This is a genomic window from Roseibium sp. AWQ4_290 (assembly GCF_056160985.1).
On record NZ_JBSWYG010000011.1, the window covers coordinates 39,807 to 64,248 of the forward strand.

20 protein-coding genes are annotated in these 24,442 nt (G+C 58.7%); 12 read left to right on the plus strand and 8 right to left on the minus strand.

The window, feature by feature from the left end; translation table 11 throughout:
- Positions 1-551 precede the first annotated feature (551 nt).
- The 7 genes from fabD (at position 552) to gmk (ending at position 7,142) form a co-directional block, all read left to right on the plus strand.
- Positions 552-1,496 carry an ACP S-malonyltransferase gene (fabD, locus tag ACXAH0_RS12600; RefSeq protein WP_475191629.1) on the plus strand — a complete coding sequence of 315 codons (945 nt, stop codon included), beginning with the start codon at positions 552-554 and terminating at the stop codon, positions 1,494-1,496.
- 88 nt (positions 1,497-1,584) lie between these two features.
- On the plus strand, positions 1,585-2,322 hold the full coding sequence (gene fabG, locus ACXAH0_RS12605; RefSeq protein ID WP_475175252.1) for a 3-oxoacyl-[acyl-carrier-protein] reductase: 738 nt from the start codon (positions 1,585-1,587) through the stop codon (positions 2,320-2,322).
- 250 nt (positions 2,323-2,572) lie between these two features.
- Entirely contained in the window at positions 2,573-2,806 is a 234-nt protein-coding gene (locus ACXAH0_RS12610; protein ID WP_008194310.1) for an acyl carrier protein, read from the plus strand.
- An 85-nt stretch (positions 2,807-2,891) separates the two neighbouring features.
- Positions 2,892-4,157 carry a beta-ketoacyl-ACP synthase II gene (fabF, locus tag ACXAH0_RS12615; protein WP_475175250.1) on the plus strand — a complete coding sequence of 422 codons (1,266 nt, stop codon included), beginning with the start codon at positions 2,892-2,894 and terminating at the stop codon, positions 4,155-4,157.
- Between the two features lie 124 nt (positions 4,158-4,281).
- The gene (mltG, locus tag ACXAH0_RS12620; protein ID WP_475175248.1) at positions 4,282-5,400 is read left to right on the plus strand and encodes an endolytic transglycosylase MltG; all 1,119 of its coding nucleotides are present in this window, start codon (positions 4,282-4,284) and stop codon (positions 5,398-5,400) included.
- A 147-nt stretch (positions 5,401-5,547) separates the two neighbouring features.
- Positions 5,548-6,441: a YicC/YloC family endoribonuclease gene (locus ACXAH0_RS12625; protein ID WP_475191634.1), complete on the plus strand. Its 894-nt coding sequence runs from the start codon at positions 5,548-5,550 to the stop codon at positions 6,439-6,441.
- 5 nt (positions 6,442-6,446) lie between these two features.
- A complete protein-coding gene (gene gmk, locus ACXAH0_RS12630; RefSeq protein WP_475175245.1) occupies positions 6,447-7,142 on the plus strand; it encodes a guanylate kinase in 696 nt (231 codons plus the stop codon).
- A gap of 101 nt (positions 7,143-7,243) precedes the next feature.
- Here gmk and rsmA read toward each other — a convergent pair whose 3' ends face one another.
- The 6 genes from rsmA to lptF form a co-directional block, all read right to left on the minus strand.
- Positions 7,244-8,095, minus strand: a complete 852-nt coding sequence (gene rsmA / locus ACXAH0_RS12635) for a 16S rRNA (adenine(1518)-N(6)/adenine(1519)-N(6))-dimethyltransferase RsmA (protein WP_475175242.1) — start codon at positions 8,093-8,095, stop codon at positions 7,244-7,246.
- A 12-nt stretch (positions 8,096-8,107) separates the two neighbouring features.
- A complete protein-coding gene (gene pdxA, locus ACXAH0_RS12640) occupies positions 8,108-9,127 on the minus strand; it encodes a 4-hydroxythreonine-4-phosphate dehydrogenase PdxA (RefSeq protein WP_475175240.1) in 1,020 nt (339 codons plus the stop codon).
- A gap of 6 nt (positions 9,128-9,133) precedes the next feature.
- A complete protein-coding gene (locus ACXAH0_RS12645) occupies positions 9,134-10,054 on the minus strand; it encodes a peptidylprolyl isomerase (protein WP_475175238.1) in 921 nt (306 codons plus the stop codon).
- A gap of 414 nt (positions 10,055-10,468) precedes the next feature.
- Positions 10,469-12,844 carry an LPS-assembly protein LptD gene (locus tag ACXAH0_RS12650; protein ID WP_475175236.1) on the minus strand — a complete coding sequence of 792 codons (2,376 nt, stop codon included), beginning with the start codon at positions 12,842-12,844 and terminating at the stop codon, positions 10,469-10,471.
- A gap of 5 nt (positions 12,845-12,849) precedes the next feature.
- On the minus strand, positions 12,850-13,944 hold the full coding sequence (gene lptG, locus ACXAH0_RS12655) for an LPS export ABC transporter permease LptG (protein ID WP_475175234.1): 1,095 nt from the start codon (positions 13,942-13,944) through the stop codon (positions 12,850-12,852).
- Positions 13,941-15,125, minus strand: coding sequence for an LPS export ABC transporter permease LptF (lptF, locus tag ACXAH0_RS12660; protein WP_475175231.1), 1,185 nt, complete (start codon positions 15,123-15,125; stop codon positions 13,941-13,943). Before lptF ends, lptG begins: the two co-directional genes overlap by 4 nt.
- A 245-nt stretch (positions 15,126-15,370) precedes the next feature.
- Between lptF and ACXAH0_RS12665 the strand changes: the two genes are divergently transcribed.
- The 3 genes from ACXAH0_RS12665 to ACXAH0_RS12675 all read left to right on the plus strand — a co-directional run bounded on the left by ACXAH0_RS12665 (position 15,371) and on the right by ACXAH0_RS12675 (position 18,425).
- Positions 15,371-16,870 (plus strand): leucyl aminopeptidase, encoded by a 1,500-nt coding sequence (locus ACXAH0_RS12665; protein WP_475191637.1) that lies wholly within the window; start codon positions 15,371-15,373, stop codon positions 16,868-16,870.
- A gap of 586 nt (positions 16,871-17,456) precedes the next feature.
- Positions 17,457-17,909, plus strand: a complete 453-nt coding sequence (locus ACXAH0_RS12670; protein WP_475191641.1) for a DNA polymerase III subunit chi — start codon at positions 17,457-17,459, stop codon at positions 17,907-17,909.
- An 81-nt stretch (positions 17,910-17,990) separates the two neighbouring features.
- Positions 17,991-18,425 carry a rhodanese-like domain-containing protein gene (locus tag ACXAH0_RS12675; protein ID WP_475191646.1) on the plus strand — a complete coding sequence of 145 codons (435 nt, stop codon included), beginning with the start codon at positions 17,991-17,993 and terminating at the stop codon, positions 18,423-18,425.
- A gap of 58 nt (positions 18,426-18,483) precedes the next feature.
- On the opposite strand, the gene ACXAH0_RS12680 is transcribed toward ACXAH0_RS12675, so the two are convergent.
- Both ACXAH0_RS12680 and ACXAH0_RS12685 read right to left on the minus strand, forming a co-directional pair.
- Entirely contained in the window at positions 18,484-20,370 is a 1,887-nt protein-coding gene (locus tag ACXAH0_RS12680; RefSeq protein ID WP_475191648.1) for an ABC-F family ATP-binding cassette domain-containing protein, read from the minus strand.
- 107 nt (positions 20,371-20,477) lie between these two features.
- Positions 20,478-21,347: a DUF4344 domain-containing metallopeptidase gene (locus ACXAH0_RS12685; RefSeq protein ID WP_475191652.1), complete on the minus strand. Its 870-nt coding sequence runs from the start codon at positions 21,345-21,347 to the stop codon at positions 20,478-20,480.
- Between the two features lie 284 nt (positions 21,348-21,631).
- Between ACXAH0_RS12685 and ndk the strand changes: the two genes are divergently transcribed.
- Positions 21,632-22,054, plus strand: coding sequence for a nucleoside-diphosphate kinase (gene ndk, locus ACXAH0_RS12690; RefSeq protein ID WP_475175222.1), 423 nt, complete (start codon positions 21,632-21,634; stop codon positions 22,052-22,054).
- 213 nt (positions 22,055-22,267) lie between these two features.
- On the plus strand, positions 22,268-24,367 hold the full coding sequence (locus ACXAH0_RS12695; protein ID WP_475191657.1) for a molybdopterin-containing oxidoreductase family protein: 2,100 nt from the start codon (positions 22,268-22,270) through the stop codon (positions 24,365-24,367).
- Positions 24,368-24,442 lie beyond the last annotated feature (75 nt).

Sequence of the window (24,442 nt, forward strand, 5' to 3'; positions counted from 1 at the left end):
GTGAGGTTGGTCTTTGGCCCAAAGCACCACCTTGAGAGCCGGAACACTCGCTCAAAAGTCTCAAAAATTCTTTCCGCATGTCCAGTCTCGGGAAACGCGAACGCAGCAGCTATGCGTATATTTTGAATTGAAATGTGCATTGAGACAAAACTTAATGACACTGTAAAAAATAACTAAAAATGATATCTTTCATTGGTCATGTGTCAAAGATTAGGGGAGGCGTTTGCCTGGTTTGCCGTCATAATTTGCCTGGTTTGGCGCCATCAGGAGATGGCCCGGATTTGAGACGATTCAGGCCAGACATTGTTTCAGGCCAGACATTGTTTTTGGGGCAAATGTGCAGAATGCGGGATTTTGTACAAAAAGAGCATGATTTAAGGGTTTGATTGTCCCGTGGGCCTTGACAGTGCAGGCAAGAGCGTATCATAGCCTCGCGCCAAGTTCGGCACGCGCCCGCAAGCGGGTGGCAGGCCGTATGTTTTCCAAGCCGCCGGTCTGCACCCAGGAAAAGGGTACGCCGGACGGCCATGTTTTTCGGAGGCGTCTTCCCGATGACCACAGCGTTCACATTCCCAGGCCAGGGCAGCCAGAGTGTCGGAATGGGCAAGCTTCTTGCCGAGACCTATCCGGAGGCGCGGGCTGTTTTTGACGAAGTGGATGAGGCGCTCGGGCAAAAGCTTTCCGAGGTCATGTGGACGGGTCCGGAAGACGCGCTGACGCTTACGGCAAATGCCCAGCCGGCCCTGATGGCGGTGAGCCTCGCGACCATGCGGGTGCTGGAAGCCAAGGGGCTGGATCTGAAAGCGCATGTGTTTTATGTCGCCGGTCATTCCCTGGGTGAATATTCCGCACTGGCAGCCGCGGGCAGCTTGGACATTGCCACCACGGCGCGTCTTTTGCGCGTACGCGGGGAGGCCATGCAAAACGCCGTTCCGGTGGGGCTTGGGGCCATGGCCGCTCTGCTTGGCCTGGATTTTGATGTTGCTGCCGACGTCGCACAGGAAGCCGCGCAAGGCGAAGTCTGTCAGGCCGCCAATGACAATGCTTCCGGGCAGGTGGTTGTGTCCGGGCACCTGGCCGCCGTTGAGCGGGCCGTGGAGATTGCCAAGGCCAAGGGCGCGCGCCGGGCGGTGATGCTTCCCGTCAGCGCACCGTTCCACTGTTCTTTGATGGCGCCTGCCGCTGAGGCCATGTCCGAGGCTCTGGCCAATGCGGATATCAAGGCACCGGCCGTGCCGCTGGTTGCCAATGTTCTTGCAGCGCCGGTCTCCAATCCCTCCGAAATCCGCTCCCGTCTTGTGGAGCAGGTCACAGGCACGGTGCGCTGGCGCGAAAGCGTTCTCTGGCTGGCGCAAAATGGTGTGGACACGCTTGTGGAAGTCGGCACCGGCAAGGTGCTGACCGGCATGGTGCGCCGGATCCACAAAGAGGCGAGCGGTCTTGCGGTTAACACGCCGGACGATATTGATGCGCTTATGGAAAAGCTCGGCGCCTGAGGCGCCCCGGCTTGCCAATCACTTTAAAGACATCCCGCAGGGCAATTCAATCAGGCCACAGGGCAAATCAATCAGGGAAGGACCCTCAATGTTCAACTTGGAAGGCAAAAACGCTCTCGTGACCGGCGCCACCGGCGGGATCGGTGAAGCCATCGCCCGTGTGTTGCACGCCCAGGGCGCTGCCGTGTCCTTGTCCGGCACCCGTGCCGAAAAGCTGGAGGCTCTGGCCGGCGATCTGGGAGAGCGTGCCTTTGTCACGCCTGCAAACCTGTCAGATCGCGAGGCTGTGGATGCGCTGTTGCCGGCAGCGGAGGAAAAAATGGGCTCGGTCGACATTCTGGTCAACAATGCCGGGATCACCCGAGACAATATCTTTATGCGCATGAAGGATGACGAGTGGGATCAGGTGCTGGAAGTGAACCTCACCTCAGGGTTCCGCCTGTGCCGGGCTGCCATCAAGGGCATGATGAAGCGCCGGTCCGGCCGCATCATTGGCATCACTTCCGTTGTTGGTGTGACTGGCAATCCGGGGCAGGTCAATTATGCCGCTGCCAAAGCGGGCATGATCGGGATGTACAAGTCTCTGGCCCGCGAAGTGGCGAGCCGGCACATCACGGTCAACACGATCGCGCCGGGCTTTATTGAAACCGCCATGACCGGGGCTTTGAACGACAAACAAAAGGAATCGATTTTGGCGAGCGTGCCGGCGGGCCGTCTTGGCACTTCGGAGGAGATCGCCTCCGCCGCGCTTTACCTTGCCAGCGACGAAGGGGCCTATGTCACGGGGCAGACCCTTCATGTCAATGGCGGTATGGCTATGATTTAAAAGAGAGTTTCGCCGAGCAGGCAAAAAGAATCCGGGCCGTTTTCAAGCGGTCTGGACTGGCTGGTAAAGGTGAACAAAGTGTGTTACCAACCCGCCGATTGTTCCGAATTGCGTTGTCGCACCCGGTCCCCGGGTCCGATTTCGCTGAGACACTTGGAGTTCGCGCGTTCTCGCCACCGTTTTTTCCCAAGGAAACCGGATTGGTGCGGTGTTGCGGCTGATGAATAGACGAAGAATAAGGAAGTGAAAGATGAGCGATATCGCGGATCGGGTAAAGAAGATCGTTGTTGAGCACCTGGGTGTTGACGCTGAGAAGGTTGTGGAAGGTGCAAGCTTCATCGACGATCTGGGCGCAGACAGTCTCGACACTGTTGAGCTTGTTATGGCATTTGAAGAAGAATTCGGTGTGGAAATCCCGGATACAGCAGCGGAGACCATCCTGACCGTTGGCGACGCTGTCAAGTTCCTGGAAGCCAACAAGTAAGGGAAGCTCCCTTTCTTGAATTCTGATTGACGATCGGGCCGGCGGGGAATGCCCCGCCTGGCCCATCAAACGTAAGTGCAGGTGTATGAGGCGAGTTGTCGTTACTGGGTTGGGCATGGTGTCGCCGCTGGGCGGCAATGTCGACTCCACTTGGAAAAAGATCCTTGAGGGCAGAAGCGGGGCCAACAAGGTCACGACGTTCAAGGTGGATGATCTGGCCTGCCAGATTGCTTGCCAGATCCCGCGCGGCCCGGGCGAGGATGGCGCGTTCAATCCCGACGACTGGATGGACGTAAAGGAACAGCGCAAGGTCGACGACTTCATTGTCTATGCCATGGCGGCTGCGGATCAGGCGATGGCCGATTCCGGCTTCAAGGCGGAAACGTACGAGCAGCAGGTGCGCTCCGGTGTTCTGATCGGGTCCGGCATCGGCGGGCTTCAGGGAATTGAGCAGGGCGCTTATCAGCTTGCGGAAAAGGGGCCACGGCGGATCAGCCCGTTCTTTATTCCCGGACGCCTGATCAATCTTGCCGGCGGCTATGTCTCCATCCGGCACGGTCTCAAAGGACCGAACCATGCGGTGGTAACGGCCTGTTCCACCGGGGCTCATGCCATTGGCGACGCCTCGCGTCTGATCGCCTTCGGCGACGCGGATGTGATGGTGGCGGGCGGCGCGGAATCGCCGGTCTGCCGTCTTGCACTGGCTGGGTTCGCAGCCTGCCGGGCGCTGTCCACCGGCTTCAACGAGGCACCGGAACAGGGCTCACGCCCCTATGATGTGGCCCGGGACGGGTTTGTCATGGGTGAGGGCGCCGGTGTCGTCGTTCTGGAAGAATATGAGCATGCGGTTCGCCGTGGCGCGACGATTTATGCGGAAGTGATTGGCTATGGCCTGTCCGGCGATGCCTATCACATCACTGCACCAACACCTGACGGGGACGGCGCCTACCGGTGCATGGAAGCTGCGTTGAAGCGCGCCGGAGTGTCGCCGGCGGAGGTTGATTATGTCAACGCCCACGGCACTTCAACTCCGCTTGGGGATGAGATCGAGCTGGGCGCTGTGTCCCGACTTGCAGGCGAGCATGCCGGAAAACTGACCATGTCTTCCACGAAGTCCTCGGTTGGACATCTCCTGGGCGCAGCCGGGGCTGTGGAAGCGATCTTCTCCGTGCTTGCCATCCGCGACAGCGTGGCGCCGCCCACGATCAATCTGGACAATCCGTCTGTGGCGACCGAGATTGATCTGGTCCCGCACAAGGCGAAGAAGATGGACATCAACGTGGCGCTTTCGAACTCTTTCGGATTTGGCGGCACAAATGCTTCGCTCGTCTTCCGCAAAGTTGCCGCATAACCCCTTCAAATTCTCCCGGACCGTTGCCGGTCTTTGGCAGCGGTTCAGGAATTTGTTTGTGACAACTGGTTCGATTGTGTCCGGGTCACGGATTTTGGGCTCGATCTTGGAGGTGTGACCCGACATGCGCATAAAGCCGAAAAGCCCGCGTGAAGCCCTGCAGCCGGAACCGGCCCCGGCTCCTCCCCAGCGCTCGCGCCATGTGCGCAATCCCCTGGTTATCCTCAGCAATATGATCATCACGCTGGCGGTGTTCGGGATGGCTGCTGTTGGCGGTGCGCTCTATTTCGGCAAGCATAAATTCGAAGGGCCCGGACCGCTGGCCCAACAGGAAATGGTCGTGATTTCGTCAGGCGCAAGCCTGTCGGGCATTACGGACAGCCTGTCCAGCAAGGGCATCATCAACGACAATGTGGTTGATGAGTGGATCTTCAATCTCGGTATCCGCTTCTTCAAGAATGCGAACAAGCTGAAGGCTGGGGAATATGCATTTGCCCCCGGTGTTTCGATGCAACAGGTCATGACCGATCTGGTGGAAGGAAACGCGGTCACCCACTCCGTCACTGTTCCGGAGGGCTGGACCACGGCCCAGATCGTGGAACGCGTCCGCCAGCAGCCAGTGCTGGTGGGCGAGATCACCGACATTCCGGCCGAAGGCGACCTGCTGCCGGAAACCTATACGTTCGCGCGAGGCACGAGCCGTCAGGAGGTGATCAACCAGATGAAGGCCGCTCAGGAAAAGCTGCTTGCGGAGGTCTGGGCCCGCAGGACGGCCGATTTGCCGGTCTCCACTCCTGAGGAACTGGTCATTCTGGCGTCCATCGTGGAAAAGGAAACCGCCTTGGCGGATGAGCGTCCGCGGGTGGCAGGTGTCTTTGTCAACCGTTTGAACCGCAATATGCGGCTCCAGTCCGATCCAACGATCCTCTACGGTCTTTACGGCGGCGAAGCCTGGCTGAAAGACCGCTCAGCGATCAAACAATCGGAGCTGAAGGCAGAAAACAAATATAATACCTATCAGATTGATGGCCTGCCGCCGGGGCCAATCGGCAATCCGGGCCGGGCGGCTATGGAAGCTGTTGCCAATCCGTCGCGCACCAAGGATCTTTATTTTGTGGCTGATGGAACCGGCGGGCATATCTTTGCCGAGACCTATGAGCAGCATAAGGCAAATGTCCGCAAATGGCGCGAGATCGAACGCAAGCGCCGGGCGGAGCAACAGCAGCAGAACACGTCGAACTGACCTGATGCGTGTCTGACGTGCGGCAGCGCCCGGACATTTCAGGGCCAGACTGGCTGAAAATCTGCAGGGGCAAGGGCGGATCCGCACCGGACACGGGAGGATCCGGCCGGATGGATGGCCACATGGCCAGGATCATTGGAGGGGCACATGGCACTTGCCAGCATGACCGGATTCGCACGCATGCAAGGGGATTGCGCCCCCGTGCGCTGGACTTGGGAACTGAGATCCGTCAACGGAAAGTCACTGGACCTGCGCATCCGGATCCCAGCCGGGCTGGAAGTGCTAGAGCCGCAGATCCGTGAGCGCTGCGCCAAGGTGCTGCGGCGAGGCAACGTGAGCATCGGGCTCGCCATGCAGCGGGATCAGTCGGAGCAGCAGCTTCAGGTTAATGAGGCTGCGCTTGAGGCCGTGCTGTCCACCATTAGCCTTCTGAAATCCCGTGTTCCGGATCTCGCACCACCGTCACTGGATGGTATTCTTGCTCAAAAAGGGGTTTTTGAGCTTAAGGAGCCGGAAGATGACGAGGCAGCTCAGGCTGCTTTGCACTCGGCGCTTCTGACCACCCTGGACGCAGCCCTGATCGATCTGGTGGACATGCGCCACACGGAAGGGACAGCCATTCATCAGGTGGTCCAGGGGCAGATTGACCGGATCGCCGATCTGACGCGGGCGGCAGAAATCCTCCCGGCGCGCAAACCTGAAGCCATCAAGGACCGTTTGAAAAAACAGGTTCAGGAGCTCATGGAGGCGTCTGACGGTCAACTTGACCCGCAAAGGCTGCATCAGGAAGTGGTGTTTCTGGCCACCAAGGCCGATATCAGGGAAGAACTCGACCGGCTGCAGGCCCATGTGGCGGCGGTGCGCGATCTCATGGACAGTGGCGGCGCCATTGGCCGCAGGCTCGATTTTCTGGCCCAGGAGTTCAACCGCGAGGCCAACACCCTGTGCTCAAAGTCCAATGATGTGGCCCTGACCGCAATCGGGCTGGACTTGAAGGCTGTCATTGATCAAATGCGCGAACAGATACAGAATTTGGAGTGATTCCCATGACCGATGTCCCCGCCGGCACAACAGTGAGCGCCGATCAGGCCGAAGAGCAGCGCCGGGGACTGATGCTGGTGCTGTCGTCTCCGTCCGGTGCCGGGAAATCCACAATCGCCCGTATGCTCCTGGAGAAAGAGAACAATCTCGAACTGTCCATTTCGGTCACAACCCGGCCGCGGCGGTCAAACGAAGTGGATGGGGTGCATTATCACTTTCTGGACACGGCCCGGTTTGAACAGATGCGCGCGCAGGACGAGTTGCTGGAGTGGGCCGAAGTGCACGGCAACTATTATGCGACGCCGAGAGGGCCGGTTGAGGCCGCGATCGAGAGCGGGCGGGATATCCTGTTTGATATCGACATCCAGGGCACGTTCCAGCTCTATGACAAGATGCGCTCCGATGTGGTGTCAGTGTTCATCCTGCCGCCCTCCATTGCAGAGATGAAATCCCGCCTGCTCGGCCGAGCAGAAGACGCGGACGAGATCATAACCAAACGCATGAAAACGGCTGTCGGTGAGATGCGCCATTGGTCAGCATATGACTATGTGGTGGTGAATGACGATCTGGACCGGGCCTATGAAAATGTCCGCGCCATATTGCGGGCGGAACGCTTGAAACAGTTCCGTTCCCCCAAGATCGGGCCGCTGATCCAGGGCATGGTCAAGGATCTCGAGGCGGAGCTTGGCGACACAGCCTGATCTCAAAACAAGGTCTTGAGATTGACCGGAACCCTTATGACAGACCATCGCCTGAAGGGGAAAAGAGTTTGTGCCCAAGGGCTGTGGTGCGGAGACGCCGCTTACGGTTTTGGGGCTGCTTGAAAGGTGTTGGCCAGGGATACAAATCCGGCGATGTCGATTTCTTCTGCCCGGGCGGTTGGTTTCAGTCCAGCTGCGGTGATGAGGTCCTCCGCGTCCGGGGAGAGGGCTTTCAGGCTCGCCCGCAACATTTTGCGCCGCTGCCCAAAGGCTGCAGCCGTGACTTTTTCCAGTGCGGTCAGATCACAGGGCAGAGGCGCTTCATTTGGCGTCAGGTGCACCACCGCCGAGGTGACCTTTGGCGGCGGTGTGAAGGCTTTCGGGCTGATGTCGAACAGAATGCCGCTCTTGCAGCGCCAGCCTGCCAGAACCCCGAGGCGGCCATAGGCCTTGCTTCCCGGGGGCGCTACGATGCGATCGCCGACTTCCCGCTGAAACATGAGCGTCAGCGACGACCAGAAGGGGGGCCAGTCTGCTGTGGTGATCCAGTTCACGAGAAGCTGCGTGCCCACATTGTAGGGAAGATTGGCGGCAATACGCACAGGACCGCCGCCGGTCACGGTCACCGGATCAATGGCCAGGGCATCCCCTTCAATCACCTCAAGCCGCCCCGGATAGTGCCGGGAGATTTCCGCAAGAGCGGGCAGGCAGCGGCTGTCCTTTTCAATGGCAACCACTTTTTTTGCGCCAGCCGCCAGCAGGGCGCGGGTCAGCCCTCCAGGGCCCGGGCCGATTTCAAGGACCGTGCAGTCCTCCAGTGTCCCAGCGGAGCGGGCGATCCGCGAGGTGAGATTCAGATCCAGAAGAAAATTCTGCCCGAGTGATTTCTTGGCGTTGAGGCCATGCGTTGCAATGACATCGCGCAAGGGGGGCAGGTCGTCTATCTGTGCCATGAGGGGAAGCCGTTAAAATGTGTCTGGAGCCGCCAGCGCTGCGGCAAGGCGCAAGGATGCAGCGAAACTGTCGATCCGGGCCGTCCCGGTCCCTGCGAGACCATAGGCCGTGCCATGGTCCGGAGAGGTTCTGACAAAGGGAAGGCCAAGCGTCACGTTGACACTGTCGTCAAAGCCGATGGTTTTTGCCGGAACAAGAACCTGATCGTGATACATGCCAAGTGCACAGTCATAGGTACTGCGTGCCGGTGGATGAAACAGGGTATCGGCCGGATGGGGGCCAGAGGCTGCGATCCCCATGGCCTGGAGCCGTTCGATGGCCGGAACAACCGTATCCCGGTCCTCCGTGCCAAGGGCTCCGTCTTCACCCGCATGGGGGTTCAGCCCGCACAGCGCAAGTCTCGGGTGGGAAATACCGAACCGCATCTTAAGATCTGCAGCAGTGATCCGGGCGGTTTCGACAATGAGCTCCACCGTAAGCGCCTCCGGCACGTCCTTAAGCGGAATATGGATGGTGACGGGAACAACCATCAGTTCGGGACCGGCAATCATCATGACAGGCTTTGCCGGTGCACCGGGCCAGTGTTTTTCCGCCAGAGCGCCCAGAAATTCCGTATGACCGGGAAAGGAAAACCCGGTTTTGTAGAGAGCGGCCTTGTTGATCGGGTTGGTCACAAGGGCGGCCGCTAGACCCGCCCGGATGTCCTCGACACAGGATTCGATGGAGCCGACCACTGAGGCAGCCGTTTCATCCCGTTCAATCCCCGGCCGGTCCTGAAGCTCAGGTCCCGTTTGAACCAGAGGCAGGGCCTTGGCAAACTGCGCGGTCGCCTCTTCCGGGCGGCTGTTCAGAATGGACAGTTTGACCCCGATTGTTCTGGCCCGTTCTTCCAGAAGTGCCTTGTCCCCGCGCACATAAAATGGGGGCAGGTCCAGAAGCTTTCGGTTTGCCCAGGCCAGAACGGCGAGTTCTGGCCCGATCCCAGCCGGTTCCCCCATGCTGACAGCCACCGGCAGTTTAGCGAAGCTCATCGGTGATCAGCGGTAGATGATGGTGGCGCGGCGGCGGACTTCCAGCAAGTATTTGCGGGACTGTTGTTCACCTTCCTTGGCGCGGATCTCATTCTCAAGCTCGGCCCGGACAGCTATGTCGGAGGCGATTTCGCGTTTGCCGCAAACAGCAATCATCTCATACCCCACCGGAGTGGTGGTCGGTTTGGTCAACCGCCCCGGTGCCAGTGCATTGATTTCCTTGCGCATGTTTTCCGGCAGCTCGGTTTCCAGGCGGCGGCCAATCGGTTGCACGACCACTTCGCTATACTGCCCGAGCACGGTGCCAATGTCGTCGCAGCTCTGGAAGGAGGCACGGATCTTGTTGCTCTCCTGCTTGCGCTTTGATTTGAAGCCACCGGAAGATTTTTTCGGCACAACGACAATGACGCGCTTCAGGTCATATTCGATGGATTTCTGGCGTTCAGCTTCATCAGTCTTTTGAAGGGCAGCAATGATGTCGGATTCGTTCACTTCAATCTTGCCGCTGAACTTGCGCTGCAACAGGCGGTTCCAGGCAAGCTGTGCTTTCAGGCGGGCCTTCAGGGTTTCCGGTTTCACCCCGCCGCTTCGCAAGGCTTTTGACAGCTGCGACGGCGACATTTTTACATTGCGGGCAATGTTGTTGAAGGCGTTGTCGACCTGCGACGTGCTGATTTCGATATTGTAACGCTTGGCTTCCGACAGTTTAGCCTGGTCATCGATCAGCTCTTCCTTGGCTTGGCGTTTTGCGGCAGACGCCGACTTGCGCTGGGTCAGCGTGATCAGGCGCGCGCGCTGGCTGATGTCATAGTCTGTGATTGGAACATCATTGACGATGATCTTGATGGCCGCAGAAGCCGGAGTTGCCACCGGCGCCGCCAGCACCAGAAGAAACAGAAGAAATACAGGTACAAAGCGGGTTCGCATTGTCAAACCATCCGTAAAGGCCAGAAGCCAAACCGAAATTATAGCGTGTCACGTTTATCTGGATTCGAACCATATTGCCTTCTGCGTTGAAATCTTTGATTTCGGACAGCAAAAGGCAAACCTGATGAAACGCGGCTTGCGCTAGTGTTGTTGTGGCCTGCTTTTTCGCATATCGCGGGCACAAATTCAAAGTATTCCCAGTATGATGCCTGTTTTCGTGGCGGCAAAATGTCTTTGCGGAAGGACCGGAAACAGAAAACCGTGAAGGGGCGCGGGCCTTGCCGTTTGTGATGACCGCCCTTCAGGGAGGGTCTCCTGTTGCTTGCCGGGCAGAGAACGTGCGCAGCTTGCGTATTTCCCGTCCAGGCCATCGCCGCCTGCTATGCCTTGCAGATCTTCACGCCATACGGTGATCTAGTTGTTCAGGACACCTTTTGACACCTGGGTGCTTCCGATTGTGCGCAAGCCGATGCGGAAGAACAACGTCCGGTCGACATCATCGCCATCGTTCCGGCTGCGGTCCTCCGCATAGGAGACGGAGAACGAGAAGCCTTCGTCGTCATAGCCAAGTCCTAGGCCATCCTGCACGATGTTGGCATTTTCCATATCGTAACGCATGGATCCGAACAGCCGCCAGTTTTCCTTCAGGCGCAGGCTTGCAGACCCGAGAATTTCCTCGCGCGGGTCATCAATGCCGAGATCCGGCTGCTCGCCAAGGAAGGCATAGGCAAGGGACGAGACAACCGGACCATAGATCGCGCTCGCCTGGGCCTGCAGGCGGTTGACGGAGAAATTGTCCTTGTCGAACCGGGCCTGCGCACCAACTTTCACCCCGTATTGGGTGTCGAGATAGAGGCTGCCCACGTAATCGGAGACGGAGGACGCCAGGCCTGAATCCTCAGTGGCTCCCAGAATATCGGGAACCGCATAGGAGTTCTCGCCAGCCAGTTGATAGGAACGCCCGAAGAGGCCTGTGACGTAATAGCCGCCATCCAGCTGCAGTTTGTAGTTCATGCCCACATTCAAACGCGTGCCGCCTTCGGCCCGATCGAACCCGGAAAACTTGTCATAGTCGAACAGAGTTGTCGTATCGAATACGATGCTCTGGGCGTCTTCGTTTGGCAAATCCCCGATCCGCTGTTCATCCGGCCGGACAACGACCTGGGCAATCGGTTCGAAAATCTGGGACCCGCCGGTAAAGCTCGCCATGATGGGATAACGGTATTCCAGACCGACGGCCGGCATGGCCCGGCCAACAAAGCTTTCCCCGGCCAGAGCTGTGACGTCCGAATCGGGCGAGGCCAGGAAAAATAGATCGCTGCGCATATAGGCAAAGGGTGTGAAGGACTGGCCCAGCGGATCGATATAGGTCCGCCGCCAGTCGCCTTGCATGGTCAGACGGGAGAACGTTCCGTCCACGCCCCGGAATTTCGCGGTCGTGCCGCCGTCGACCGAAAACGCATCAGTTTCATCCCGGGTCAACGAGGTGAAATTCGCGGTCAGAGACAGTTCACCCGCCAGCACGGGATCGGCAAAGACGTAGTCATAGTCAATCACGGGAAGGACAAGGGGCTGTTTGTCCTGCAGGGAACTCCCAACCGGAGAGAAGCCATTGGCGTCGAAGTCACTGTCTTCATAGTCAGACTGCGAGATCTGGAACGCATAGGCTCGCACGGTCAGGGCATTGCGCTCGTTTGCTCCTTCCAGATAGACGGTTGATGTATCACTGCCGCCGATGGTTGCAAACGAGTAATCTTTGAAGAATTGCCGGTCGCTCTTGTAGGTGACGTTCCAGCCGAAGGTCCAATCCGTCGAAATATTGAACCTGCCCTTGGAATTGACTGCACCGCGCAGGCGGTCATCCGCCCGGTCCGTAGTGAATTGGCTGGGTTGAGCCTGCATGAGCCCGCCCGCCGCAACCGAAAATTCTCCGAAAGAGAACCGCTGCCGGTATTGCACTTCCCCGAACAGACCCTGTTTCGTGAGTGGCGTCAGGGTTGTGGTGACGTCGTTGCTCGGGCTGAGCACCCAGAAATAGGGAACCGTGACCCCGTAGCCCAATTTGTCGTTGATGGTGCCGGTTGGCATCAGGAAACCCGATTTGCGCGTGATCGTCGGGTCGGGCATGGACAGGAACGGGAGATAGGCAATCGGCTTGCCATAGATCTCAAACGCCGCGTTTTCGAAGCGGATGACCTTTTCCTGCTGATTGTGAATAATTTTCTGGGCGCGCACCCGCCAAAGCGGGGGCTTGTTCGGCGGGTTGGTCGGTTTTGTGTAAACCGTGTACACGCCGTTTTCGATCGCTGTGACATTGTCACCCTGGCGCGTGGCCTTCTCCGCCAGGAACCGGGTTCGTTTGGTGGTGTCGATTTGCAGGGCCTTGGCAAACCCATCAGCAAAGTCTTCCGACAGGGTCAGCTCGGACGTGCGGACCACGGTGCCGTTCGAATCGACGAAAATCACGTTGCCCATGGCGGTGAGCTGACCGCTTTTGCGGTCAAACACGATCTTGTGGGCCTGGACCGTGTTGCCGTCGTAAAAGACCTGCACATCACCGGTCGCGACGATCAGATCCTCATCGAAATTATAGATCAGATCGCTGGCTTCCAGCAGCAGCTCTTCATTGGGAGAAACACTTCCGGCAAGGTTGCTTGCCAGATCCTGTGCCTGTGCGCCCGGAAGCGCGTCCAGCCACAGACTTGCAGCCATGGCAACAGCGCTGACCGCCGCCAGCAGGCAGCTCTTTCTGGTCACGTTCTCTGTGTTCAGGAAAACCGGCAAAGACATCGGTCCTATCCGTCCTCCTGATGCAAGAGAATTGTCAAACCCATAAGTACTCCAAATATACCAGGCGCCCACGCCGCGACCAAGGGAGGAACGATACCCGCGCCTCCGAAATCCTTGGCAAGCTCGGTAAGAACGTAAAGCACGAACCCGGACAGGATTCCACCCAGAATCATGCTTCCAAGTCCTCCAAATCTCGAAACTTTCAGAGAAACCGCAGCCGCGATCAGAATCATCGCGACCAAAAGAAGCGGGCGCGCGAGCAGTGTTTGATATTGTAAATTGTAACGATACGCCGGTAATCCGGCGTTTCTGGCCAATTCGATGAAGCGCGGCAGATTCCAGAACGAGATGGATTCAGGAGATCCGATGCTCTCGCGCACCTCTGTCGCGGTCAAAAAAGTGCTGATCTGATACTGTCCATAAGGCTGTGGATCTTGCTCTGTCGTGTAGACTATCGCGTCGTCCAGATACCAGATTTTGTCACCGAGCCTGGCCTGGGCTGCTTCGATACGCTCCCTGAAGGTGCCTTTCTTGTCGAATGTGAAAACGGTCACCCCGAGCAGTTTGGTGCCGCCATCCAGAAGCTGCTTGGCAAGCAGAACTGATTCTCCGTCCAATCCGTCCTGCCGGACCCAGACTTCGTTTGAATTCTGCATCAGGAAGGTCTGGTCGGCCCCAAAGAGCCCAGAGGCCACTTCGTCAGATTTCTTTTGAAACCAGACTGCAGCAGGGTTGTAGACGGTGACGGACAGGATGCCGAGAACAATCCCCACCAAAATGGCAGGTGTTGAAAACTGCCAGACGGAAATGCCCGACGCCCGGGTGACCACCAGTTCCAGGGCCCGGCTCAGCGTCACGAAGGCGGCAATGGACCCGAACAGGACGGTGAAGGGAATCACCTGCTCCAACAGAAGCGGCACACGCAAGGCGGAGATCATTGAGACGCGCAGGACGGAAAAGCCTTCCCGGTCGCCGCCGCGCCGCACCAGTTCCAGAACGTCGAAAAGAAAAATCAGCACTGCCGCGAACAGGAACAGACCCAAAATCGCTTTCAGGAACCGGCCGGAAAAGTAGACTGAAAGGGTTCTGCCGAGAATCACGACGCTCCTCCTGTCTGCCGGTTGTTCAACCGGTTCGCTATGGCGTCGAGGCGGTCCTGGAGGCTGAGCTGCAGCTCTGCGAGCCAGCGGGGCTGAGCCTTCTGTTCGCGCAAGATCGATGCGAGCGCAAGGATCGAGCCGACGATGGGCACCGCATAGAGCAGCCACAACAACGCAACGCTGCCACCCGAAATGGCGGTGACGCCAAAGCCGCTGGTCCGCAGCAGCACACAGCTTGCAATAGCGCCAACCACAGCCGTGCCCCGGCTTTGGCGGGTGGTGCGGGCCTTGCCGAGAAAGGCGAACACGATCAGACCAAAGGCAATCGCATAAAGAGGCTGGCTGAAGCGTTCATGAAGCTCCTGGGCGAGCTTGTCCGGGTTCTTCAGCGCGTAGGCATCGTTGCGGCCCGGTGCGAGCAGATTGCTGGTCGTGCGCTCGCTGGCCTTGAAAACGGGTTCTCCGGCTTCCGGAATAAGATTGGACAGGTCAAAGGCATAGGACTGGAAGCGAACAATGGAAATGTCGCCCTGCTGTTTGGGGCGGCGCTGGATCGTGCCGTTATGCATCACCAGCAAGGTGCGGTCAGCCGCTTCGACGATCTGACCTGTATCGGCCTGATAGGTGAAGGCGGTTTGCGGGTCGCGTGTGTCATGCAGCAGCAGGCCATCCAGTGTGCCGTTGCCCGACCGGTTCCGGATATGAAAGGTCAGGCCACTTTCGACACTGATGAACTTGCCCGGTTTGACGATATTGGCCACCAGATCTGCGCGCACCCGGGTGATTTCGGTCCTGAGCTGGGCAAGGCCGCTCGGAGCCACATAGAGGGACATGGCGGCGATAAATGCCATTACGGCAACCGAGAAAACAAGCACAGGTTTGAGTACGAGAAATCTGGACCCGCCACTGGCGTCGATCACGATGAGTTCGCTGTCGCCGGATAGGGCGTTCAGCACCAGGATCAGCGCAAGCATGAGAGCGAACGGCGCCACGATCATGATCAGAAACGGCAGAGCAAGCATGGTGATGCCGATGAACTGGACGATGGTCTGGCCTTTTGAGGTCACCAGATCCAGCTGGCGCAGGGCCTGGGTTGCCCAGACCACCCCGGTCATGGCTGCAATCGTGAGTGTGAATGCATAAACGGTCCGGCGGATTATATAGCGTTCAAGCGTCTTCATGTCTGGCCGGACCAGGTCCTTTGCATCAATTGTGAAATAGACGAACCGGTCTTTGAGTAACACGGAATGTGGTGAATGGCGCCTAAATAAGGATGGTTAATATACATTAAATTTTGCCGGGTCTTGCCGAAAAGCTGTTAAAACCCCATGATTTGCGAGCGAATCCGGGCGTAAGGGGGTGTGGATGGATCATTTGCATCCCGATGATCAAGAATAAGACAGAACAGTCAGACAGGAACCGACACATGACCAAACTTGCCAAAATCGCCTTTTCCAAGGCAGACGCACCCAAAAAGGGGGTTGCCGTTCTTTTTGCGGATGACGCTCTCAGCCTTGGGTCAAGCGCAGGCGAGATGGTTGCGGGCCTGGAGGGCGGTTTGGACCGGGTCGCCGGGATTGCAGGGTTTTCCGGCCGGAAAAAATCGGTGCTTGATCTGGTCGCTCCAGCGGGCGTTGGCCCCGACCGGATCATCGTTTTCGGCCTTGGCAAGGGAGCTGACCTTGAGGCCGCGGATTGGCGGGCGTTTGGCGGGGCCGTGTTTGCTGAACTGCAGAAGATCAAGGCAGAGGCCGCCGAGGTTCTTCTGGACCCTCCGGCGTCAGCAGAACTGACCCCGGAGGCCGTCGCCGAATTTGCCATGGGGGCGAAGCTGCGCGCCTATGCGTTTGACGCTTATAAGTCGAAGAAAAAAGACGATGATAGCGCCAAGGACCTGAAGCTAACCTTGAAGGTCTCCGATCCCAAAGCCGCCAGAAAAGCCTGGGGTGAGGCGGAGGCCATCGCAGATGGTGTGCTCCTGGCCAGGGATCTGGTGAACGAACCGGCCAATGTGCTCGGCCCGGTCGAATTTGCGAAAAAGGCGGCAGCGCTTGAAGAGCTTGGTGTCGAGGTCGAGATCCTTGGTGAGAAGGAGATGAAGAAGCTCAAGATGGCGGCTCTGCTCGGGGTTGCCCAGGGCTCTGTCCGTCCGCCTCGCCTTGCGGTGATGCGCTGGAACGGGGGCAAGAAATCCGAGGCGCCGGTGGCCTTTGTCGGCAAGGGCGTGGTGTTTGACACAGGTGGCATTTCCATCAAGCCAGCAGGCGGCATGGAGGAGATGAAGGGAGACATGGGCGGGGCTGCTGCGGTGACCGGGGTCATGCATGCGCTGGCTGCCCGAAAGGCCAAGGCCAATGTGGTCGGTGTGATCGGTCTGGTCGAAAACATGCCCGACGGCAATGCCCAGCGGCCAGGTGATATCGTGACGGCCATGTCCGGAACCACGATCGAGATCCTGAACACGGATGCGGAAGGCCGCCTCGTGCTCGCTGATGCGCTCTGGTATACGCAGGAAAAGTACAAGCCTGCGGTGATGATCGATTTGGCCACCCTGACCGGGGCCGTTCTTGTGGCCCTCGGCAATCTCAATGCGGGGCTGTTTGCCAATAATGATGATCTGGCCGACAAGCTTCTGGCATCGGCAAAGGCAAGTGGAGAACCGCTCTGGCGGCTGCCCCTGTCCAAAGATTATGACAAGCTCATCGATACCCCCAATGCGGATGTGAAGAACACGGGCGGCCGCTGGGCGGGCTCGATCACGGCAGCGCAGTTTCTGCAGCGGTTTGCAAATGATGTGCCCTGGGCGCATCTGGATATTGCAGGCACGGCTTTCGGGGCACCGAAAGACGACATTTGCCAGAGCTGGGCCTCGGGATATGGCGTCCGGCTGCTCAATCAGCTGGTGGCCGATCACTACGAAACCTAAAGCTCGGCCCGCGCGCTCTCAGACATGCGCCGGGAGTGCTTTCGTGCGTGTCGCGTTCAATTGGTTTCAAACCGGTTTCTCTTTTACGTTGAAATCTTTGATTTCAGGCAGTGAGAGGCAAATCCGATCAATCGCGACATGCTTTTGAGACAAGAAAAAACCCGCCGGAAGGCGGGTTTTTTGAAACCAGATCGCCTGTGTTTTAACAGGTCTTGTAGGCCTGACAGGCCGTTGCCGGTTCCACCAGCAGTCCCATTCCAAATGTGGCGCCAGCAACAACAGCGACCAATGCACAAAACACAAAAACACGTGCAATCATTTACCAAATCCCCTTTTCGGCCGGTTCGGTGAACCGCGCACCAGCCATCCAGAAAATGATCCTTGGATCGTCCCCGGAAACAAACCTAGTCAATCGACATTTGCGAAGCGTTAATGATACGAGTCTTGTGGCCTGTCTATGGCCGCTTTGCGGCAGGCGGCATTTGCGCCACCCATTGTTGCAAGCGCGCATCACTTTCAAAGGACGCCGGATTACGGGCGTTTTGGTCCTGAATGGCCAGGACATTGGAGCCCGGCGGGAGGCAATATGAGTGTTGAAGTCGTCTTCTATCATCTGCTGCACCAGCCGCTGGAAGCAGCGCTGCCAAAGCTTTTGCTGAAATGCCTGGAACGGGACTGGAAGGTGGTGGTTCAGACCGGTAGCCAGGAACGCTGCAACGCGCTGGATGCCCATTTGTGGACCTTTGCAGATGACAGTTTCCTGCCCCATGGCACCAGGACGGATGGTTATGCGGAGCATCAGCCGATCTATCTGACGGCCGAGCAGGACAATCCGAACGAGGCCGATGTGCGGTTTCTGGTCGACCGGGCACCGCCGCCACCGCTGAACGGCTACAAGCGCGCCATCTACATGTTTGATGACAATGACCAGAGCGCTGTTCAGGAGGCCCGTCAGCGTTGGAAGGACGCCAAGGCGGAAGGCTTCGACATTGCCTATTGGCAGCAGACTCCTGCGGGCGGCTGGGAGCGCAAAGCGTAATACCAATCCCCTTTGATAGATGCCCAGCAAAGGGGGCTCTATCAAAGGGGATTGGCAATACGGCCTGAAAGAGAGGCGCGCATGAGCAGATTGAAAGTATCGTCGGCAGAGCTTGTGGCCCGAGCAAGAGCGCGGATCGTGGAAGTCGAAACCGCGGACGCCATCGCAAAGCTGCAAGAGCCAGATGTTGTTTTTGTCGATCTCCGGGACATCCGCGAGCGGCAGAGACAGGGCTTCATTCCCGGCAGCGCCCATTGCCCGAGAGGCATGATCGAATTCTGGATCGACCCGGACAGTCCCTATTTCAAGCCGGTCTTTGCGGAAGATAAAAAGTTCATCTTTCATTGCGCTGCGGGCTGGCGGTCCGCTCTTACGGTGGCAACGCTGAAGGATATGGGGTTTGACGCCGCCCATCTGAAAGACGGTTTTGCAGATTGGGTGGAGAAGGGGGGCCCGGTCGAAAAGAATGAACCGGAAAAGACCGGTCCGCAGGCTTCAAAAGAACACTGCGATTAAACGGGTTTGCCTCCATTTGACCGCGGTGAGCTCTCAGGCGCGCTGCGCGTGTGGGGTCTTAGCCTGCCTCTTCAAATTCGGCGGACAGCTCCAGCCATTCTTCTTCGGTCTTCACCAGTTTCTTTTCGCAATAGGCCCGTTCCTTGGCGAATTTGGTCGCCCGCTCCGGTTCCTTCTGGAAAAAGTCCGGATCGGCCAGGGCCGTGTCCAGCTTGCCGATTTTTTCCTGAAGGCGGGCCATCTCCTTTTCCGCCGCATCAATCTTCTTTTTGAGCGGCTTTAGCTGGCTGCGCTTTTGGGCTGCTTCCCGGCGCTTTTCCTGGGCGCTGGCCTTGTCCGCATCCTCTGCCGCCACCCGGTCCCGGGCTTTCTGAACGGCCTCGGGCCCCTGCAGGATCAGGCGGCGGTAGTCTTCCATGTCGCCGTCATAAGGCGCAACCCGGCCGTCCGCGACCAGCCACAGCCGGTCGGCGCAGGCTTCCACCAGATGCCGGTCGTGGCTGATCAGCACAACGGCGCCTTGAAAATCGTTGAGCGCCATGACAAGCGCTTCCCGGCTGTCAATGTCGAGGTGGTTGGTCGGCTCATCGAGGATCAGCAGATGCGGGCCGTCAAATGTGGCAAGCCCCAGCAGCAGCCGGGCCTTTTCCCCGCCCGACAGATCCTTTGCGGGCGTGTCCATCCGGTCGGTCGGCAACCCGAATCGGGCGACGCGCGCCCGGACCTTGGCTTCGGGCACATCCGGCATCAGCGCGCGCACATGGGCAACGGAGCTTTCGGCCGGTTTCAGCTCATCCAGCTGGTGCTGGGCAAAAAAGGCGATCTTCAGCTTTGATGCTCTGGCCATCTCGCCGCCCATCGCCTCGAGCCGCCCGGAGATAAGCTTGGCGAAGGTGGATTTGCCGTTGCCATTGGCGCCGAGCAGGGCAATCCGGTCATCCGTATCGATATTCAGGGTTAGGCCCGAGAGGATCTTTGTATCGCCATAACCTGTCGACACGCCTTCCAGCTTCAAAATCGGTGGCGCCAGAAGGGCTTCCGGGTCGGGGAAGTGGATCGGCTTGCCGCTTTCTTCCGTAAGTGCAGCAATCGGCTGCATCCTTTCCAGCATCTTGAGCCGGGACTGGGCCTGCCGGGCCTTGCTGGCCTTATAGCGGAACCGGTCGACAAAGGCTTGCATGTGCTTGCGCTGGGCGTCCTGCTTTTCCTTGGCCTTTTCAGCGAGGATCATGGCTTCCCGGCGCTGCCTGTCGAAACTGTCATAGCCGCCGGAATAGAAGGTCAGTTTGCCCCGCTCCAGATGCACTATACTGTCCACCGCCTTGTTCAACAGATCCCGGTCGTGGGAGATCAGCAGCACCTGGTGCGGATAGCGAGCGACGTAGTTTTCCAGCCAGAGCGTGCCTTCGAGATCCAGATAGTTGGTCGGCTCGTCCAGAAGCAGCAGGTCCGGTTCGGAGAAGAGCACGGCGGCCAGGGCAACGCGCATGCGCCACCCCCCGGAAAAGGACGAGCAGGGGCGTTGCTGGGCAGCCGCATCAAAGCCGAGCCCGGACAGGATCGCCCCGGCGCGCGCTTCCGCGGTGTGCGCCCCGATATCGGCGAGCCGCGTATGAATGTCGGCGATCCGGGTGGGGTCGGTTTCCGTCTCTGCCTCTGCGAGCAGCCGGCTGCGCTCCTTGTCGGCCGCGAGCACCACGTCCATCAGCGTTTCTTCCGTGCCAGGAGCCTCCTGGGCCACCTGGCCGATCCGTGTCCGTTTTGGGACCTGCACAAAGCCGGTTTCGGTGGCAAGGTCCCCGGTGATGATTTTGAAAAGGGTCGACTTGCCCGCGCCATTGCGGCCCACAAGACCGGTTTTTGCTTTGCCGGGCAGGCTCACATTGGCCTTGTCGATCAGGAGACGGTCCCCGATGCGGTAGGTGAGGTCAGAAATCTGCAACATGGCCGGATGTTTGGCGGAGCCGGAGCGGCGATGCAAGCAGAAAGCGCGCTGGAAAAGCGCTGGGCCTCCATGTTGTGACATTGCCGCAGGCTGGGCCTGGGGAAAAATCAGCCGTTCTCTTGCAGTGTCTGGAGAAAAAGCTCTGCAAAGCCGCCAAGCAGCTCGTGGCAGATGACGACTTCCCGCGTGTCCGGATCCCAGAACGCGTTGTCCTCGCCGCAGGTTTCCGCCTTGAACGTGACATTCTCGGGCAGGTCGTACAGCGCATCGATCTCCTGCGCGACCATATCCATCAGCCCTTTCTTTTTCAGAAAGCTAGCCAGAAAGGCAAGGGGGGCGGGGGCCGGATCATGAAGGATCGCAATCCGGCTGGCCGGGTGGTCTTGTTTGTGCAGATGAGGGGCCGTCACAAGGTCCCAGGAATCTGCGGTCTGCTCAAAGTCGTCGGCACAGCTGTCGATCCGGTCCTCAGGCAGGTTCAGATCCCTGGCAAGGTCCAGAAAGGCCGCTTCATCGGTGCCGACCATCAGGCACAGAATGCGGTAGCCGCGTTGTTCGTCCAGATCATGCGCCCCAAAAAAGACCAGAGGCCCCTGATCGCTCTCCGCCTGCAGGAACCAGCCTTCCATGGCGTGGAAGAGATAAAGATCCATCTCGTCCGTGTCGGCACTTAGCATCGACAAGGTGGCCAGATTGTCGACCGCATCTTCTTCCTGGGCGAGGACAGGGAGCCCGAGTTCGGACACGAGCATGTGACCGGCTTCGTGGTAGATCACGAACAGCGTGTTTCCGGCGATGAAGTCATAGAGCTCCTGCCGGTCTTCTTTTGACAGACTGTCAATCTGTGACTTGAGACCAGAAAAGGCCGGTCCGTCGGGCTCCGCTTGATCCTGGGCGGCCAGGGTTGCGCCGGGGCGTCCGGTCACCGCTGCAAAGGTCAAGAAGAAGAGGACGAGAAAACCGGACATTCTTGTCATGGCAGGGCCCTTGAGCCGGAACTGAACCACCGTGCTGTTACGTGTGGTTTTGCCGCTAGGTTAGGCGCAGAGGGCACTGTTTGCCAGCGCGCCAAGAGGAGTGCTGGCATGAATCTTTTCTGCAACAGAGGCCTTGCGGAGCTTCCGGCGCACCGTGACATGAAATTGTCATGCCGGGGCCCCCTTGCGGGCGCGGCGGCGCGCCGTTATTAAGGCCGCGAAATTTCTGACAATCTGCGGGTAGCACCGGGCTGGCCCGCTGAAGAACCGAGAAAGACCAAACCATGGCGATTGAACGCACGTTTTCCATGATCAAGCCGGATGCAACCAAGCGCAACCTGACCGGCGCTATCACCGCAAAGCTGGAAGAAGCTGGCCTGCGGGTGGTTGCGTCCCGCCGCGTTTGGATGTCCCTTCGTGAAGCTGAAGCTTTCTATGCAGTTCACAAAGAGCGTCCGTTTTTTGGTGAGCTGACCGAATTCATGTCCTCTGGCCCGACCGTTGTTCAGGTTCTGGAAGGCGAGAATGCCATTGTGAAGAACCGTGAAGTCATGGGCGCCACCAACCCTGCAGAAGCTGCGGAAGGCACTATCCGCAAGGAATTTGCGCTGTCCATCGGCGAAAACTCCGTCCATGGGTCCGACGCTCCGGAAACGGCTGCGGAAGAAATTGCTTTCTGGTTCTCCGGCACGGAACTGGTCGGCTGACGTTCCAGTCTTCTTTTTTGGAAAAGCCGGTCCACAAGGGCCGGCTTTTCTTTTTTTGGCATCTTTCTCAGCGGTGAGACCGCCTTTTTTTTGCGTGTCCAGGCGCGCAGGCGCGCTTGCAGAGAGCTGCCCGGCGCTTGACGGCGCCCCGGTTTGTTTTCCATAAGTCAGGGTTCCGGAACGCTCTCAAAAAGCCAGCCGATTGGATCTTTCATGAATCAGCAAGCGCCCAAAAGCACTTTTTCCACCTGCCCGCATGACTGTCCGTCATCCTGCGCGCTGGATGTGCATTTGACCCCTGAGGGGGGCGTGCGCCGCCTGAACGGGGCGAAAGACAACAGCTATACGGCTGGGGTGATCTGCGCCAAGGTCGCCCGCTATCCGGAACGGCTCTACCACCCTGAGCGCCTGACACAGCCCCTGCGGCGGGTTGGTAAAAAGGGCGAGGGCTCCTTTGAGGCGATTTCCTGGGAGGCGGCGCTTGATCTTGTTGCCGCGAAGTTTCTGGAGGTGGAGGCCGAGTTCGGTGCCGAAAGTGTTTGGCTGAACCACTATGCGGGCACAATGGGCCTCGTCCAGCGCGACAGCATTCACCGCTTGCGCCACGCCAAAGGCTATTCCCGCCAGTTCGACAGTTTCTGCACCAATATGGCCTGGACCGGCTATGTTGCCGGAACCGGCAGCCTGACCGGGCCGGACCCCCGCGAGATGGCCCTCTCCGATCAGGTGGTGATCTGGGGCACCAATCCGGTGGCCACCCAGGTCAATGTCATGACCCATGCCATTGCCGCCCGCAAGAAACGGGGCGCCCGGATCATCGTCGTGGATGTCTATGAGACGGAAACCATGAAACAGGCGGATCTTGGCCTCATTTTGAAGCCCGGGACCGATGCGGCTCTGGCCTGTGCCATCATGCATGTGCTGTTCCGCGATGGCCATGCGGACCGGGACTATCTTGCCGCCTATACCGATTGCCCTGAGGAACTGGAAGCCCATCTCGAAACAAAAACTCCGGACTGGGCGGCTTCGGTCACCGGTCTGAAGGCACAGCAGATCGAAGACGTAGCCCGGCTGATCGGGGAGACGAAAAAAACTTATTTCCGCCTCGGCTATGGCTTCACCCGCTCACGCAACGGCGCGGTTGGCATGCATGCGGCAGCGTCGATTGCAGCGGTAACCGGATGCTGGCAGCACGAGGGCGGGGGTGCGTTTCACAACAATGGCGGCCTCTTCAAGTTCAACAAGGAGATGGTCGAGGCGAATTCCCTGCGCGATCCGTCTGTGCGGGCGCTCGATCAAAGTCTGATCGGCCGTATTTTGACCGGGGATGACACCGCGCTTCTGGGCGGACCGCCGGTCAAGGCCATGCTGATCCAGAACACAAATCCCATGTCCGTGGCCCCGGAACAGGAGCTGGTGCGCCAGGGGTTCTCAAGGGAAGATCTCTTCACCGTTGTGCATGAGCAGTTTTTGACCGAAACGGCAGAAATGGCCGATCTCGTGCTGCCCGCCACGCAATTTCTGGAGCATGACGACATCTATAAAGGTGGTGGCCACCAGCATATCTCCCTCGGGCCAAAAGCCGTTGAACCGCCGGAAGGTCCAAGAGAGAATATATTTGTTATCAATGAGATTGCGAAGCGGGTTAAAGTAAAACCTCATCCCGGCTTCGGGATGAGCGCCCGCGAGCATGTGGACTGGATGCTGCGCGAATCCGGTTATGGCAGTTTTGAAGAACTGGAGGCTGAAAAATGGCGGGACTTGCAGCCCGATTTCAGAACGTCCCACTATCTGGACGGTTTTGGTCACGCGGACGGGAAGTTTCATTTCAAGCCTGACTGGGGGCGGTCCGCTGCGCCCAACAAACCGGAAGACGGGACGATCTTCGGCGCGTATGCCGACATGCCGGTGTTGCCGGACCAGTGGGACAGCATCGATCTGGCCGACGCGCAACACCCGTTCCGCCTTGCCACGTCCCCGGCACGGTCCTTCCTCAATTCGTCCTTCAACGAGACCGAGAGTTCGCGCAAGAAGGAAGGGCGGCCGGAAGTCTGGCTGCGTCCGGACGATGCAGCCAGGTTTGGCATTGAAGACGGTGCAAAGGTGAAAATGGGTAACAGGCGCGGCATCGTCACGCTGCATGCCCGCCATGTTGCGAGCTTGGCGCCGGGTACGGTGATTTCCGAAGGGCTGTGGCCGAATGGGGCGTTCGAGGACGGCAAGGGCATCAACACCCTGACCGGCGCCGACCCGGTGGCGCCTTACGGGGGCGCAGCCTTTCATGACACCGCCGTCTGGATCAGACCGGCCTGACGAACAGCTGTGCGGTTTCAAACAAGAAAGTGGCAGCGCCGTTTCAAAGAGCGCTGCCTTGTGCGTTTCAGGGGC

Coding starts and splice junctions, on each gene's coding strand:
- fabD (WP_475191629.1), top strand. CDS start 552: ATGACCACAGCGTTCACATTCCCAGGCCAGGGCAGCCAGAGTGTCGGA.
- fabG (WP_475175252.1), top strand. CDS start 1,585: ATGTTCAACTTGGAAGGCAAAAACGCTCTCGTGACCGGCGCCACCGGC.
- ACXAH0_RS12610 (WP_008194310.1), top strand. CDS start 2,573: ATGAGCGATATCGCGGATCGGGTAAAGAAGATCGTTGTTGAGCACCTG.
- fabF (WP_475175250.1), top strand. CDS start 2,892: ATGAGGCGAGTTGTCGTTACTGGGTTGGGCATGGTGTCGCCGCTGGGC.
- mltG (WP_475175248.1), top strand. CDS start 4,282: ATGCGCATAAAGCCGAAAAGCCCGCGTGAAGCCCTGCAGCCGGAACCG.
- ACXAH0_RS12625 (WP_475191634.1), top strand. CDS start 5,548: ATGGCACTTGCCAGCATGACCGGATTCGCACGCATGCAAGGGGATTGC.
- gmk (WP_475175245.1), top strand. CDS start 6,447: ATGACCGATGTCCCCGCCGGCACAACAGTGAGCGCCGATCAGGCCGAA.
- rsmA (WP_475175242.1), bottom strand. CDS start 8,095: ATGGCACAGATAGACGACCTGCCCCCCTTGCGCGATGTCATTGCAACG.
- pdxA (WP_475175240.1), bottom strand. CDS start 9,127: ATGAGCTTCGCTAAACTGCCGGTGGCTGTCAGCATGGGGGAACCGGCT.
- ACXAH0_RS12645 (WP_475175238.1), bottom strand. CDS start 10,054: ATGCGAACCCGCTTTGTACCTGTATTTCTTCTGTTTCTTCTGGTGCTG.
- ACXAH0_RS12650 (WP_475175236.1), bottom strand. CDS start 12,844: ATGTCTTTGCCGGTTTTCCTGAACACAGAGAACGTGACCAGAAAGAGC.
- lptF (WP_475175231.1), bottom strand. CDS start 15,125: ATGAAGACGCTTGAACGCTATATAATCCGCCGGACCGTTTATGCATTC.
- ACXAH0_RS12665 (WP_475191637.1), top strand. CDS start 15,371: ATGACCAAACTTGCCAAAATCGCCTTTTCCAAGGCAGACGCACCCAAA.
- ACXAH0_RS12670 (WP_475191641.1), top strand. CDS start 17,457: ATGAGTGTTGAAGTCGTCTTCTATCATCTGCTGCACCAGCCGCTGGAA.
- ACXAH0_RS12675 (WP_475191646.1), top strand. CDS start 17,991: ATGAGCAGATTGAAAGTATCGTCGGCAGAGCTTGTGGCCCGAGCAAGA.
- ACXAH0_RS12680 (WP_475191648.1), bottom strand. CDS start 20,370: ATGTTGCAGATTTCTGACCTCACCTACCGCATCGGGGACCGTCTCCTG.
- ACXAH0_RS12685 (WP_475191652.1), bottom strand. CDS start 21,347: ATGACAAGAATGTCCGGTTTTCTCGTCCTCTTCTTCTTGACCTTTGCA.
- ndk (WP_475175222.1), top strand. CDS start 21,632: ATGGCGATTGAACGCACGTTTTCCATGATCAAGCCGGATGCAACCAAG.
- ACXAH0_RS12695 (WP_475191657.1), top strand. CDS start 22,268: ATGAATCAGCAAGCGCCCAAAAGCACTTTTTCCACCTGCCCGCATGAC.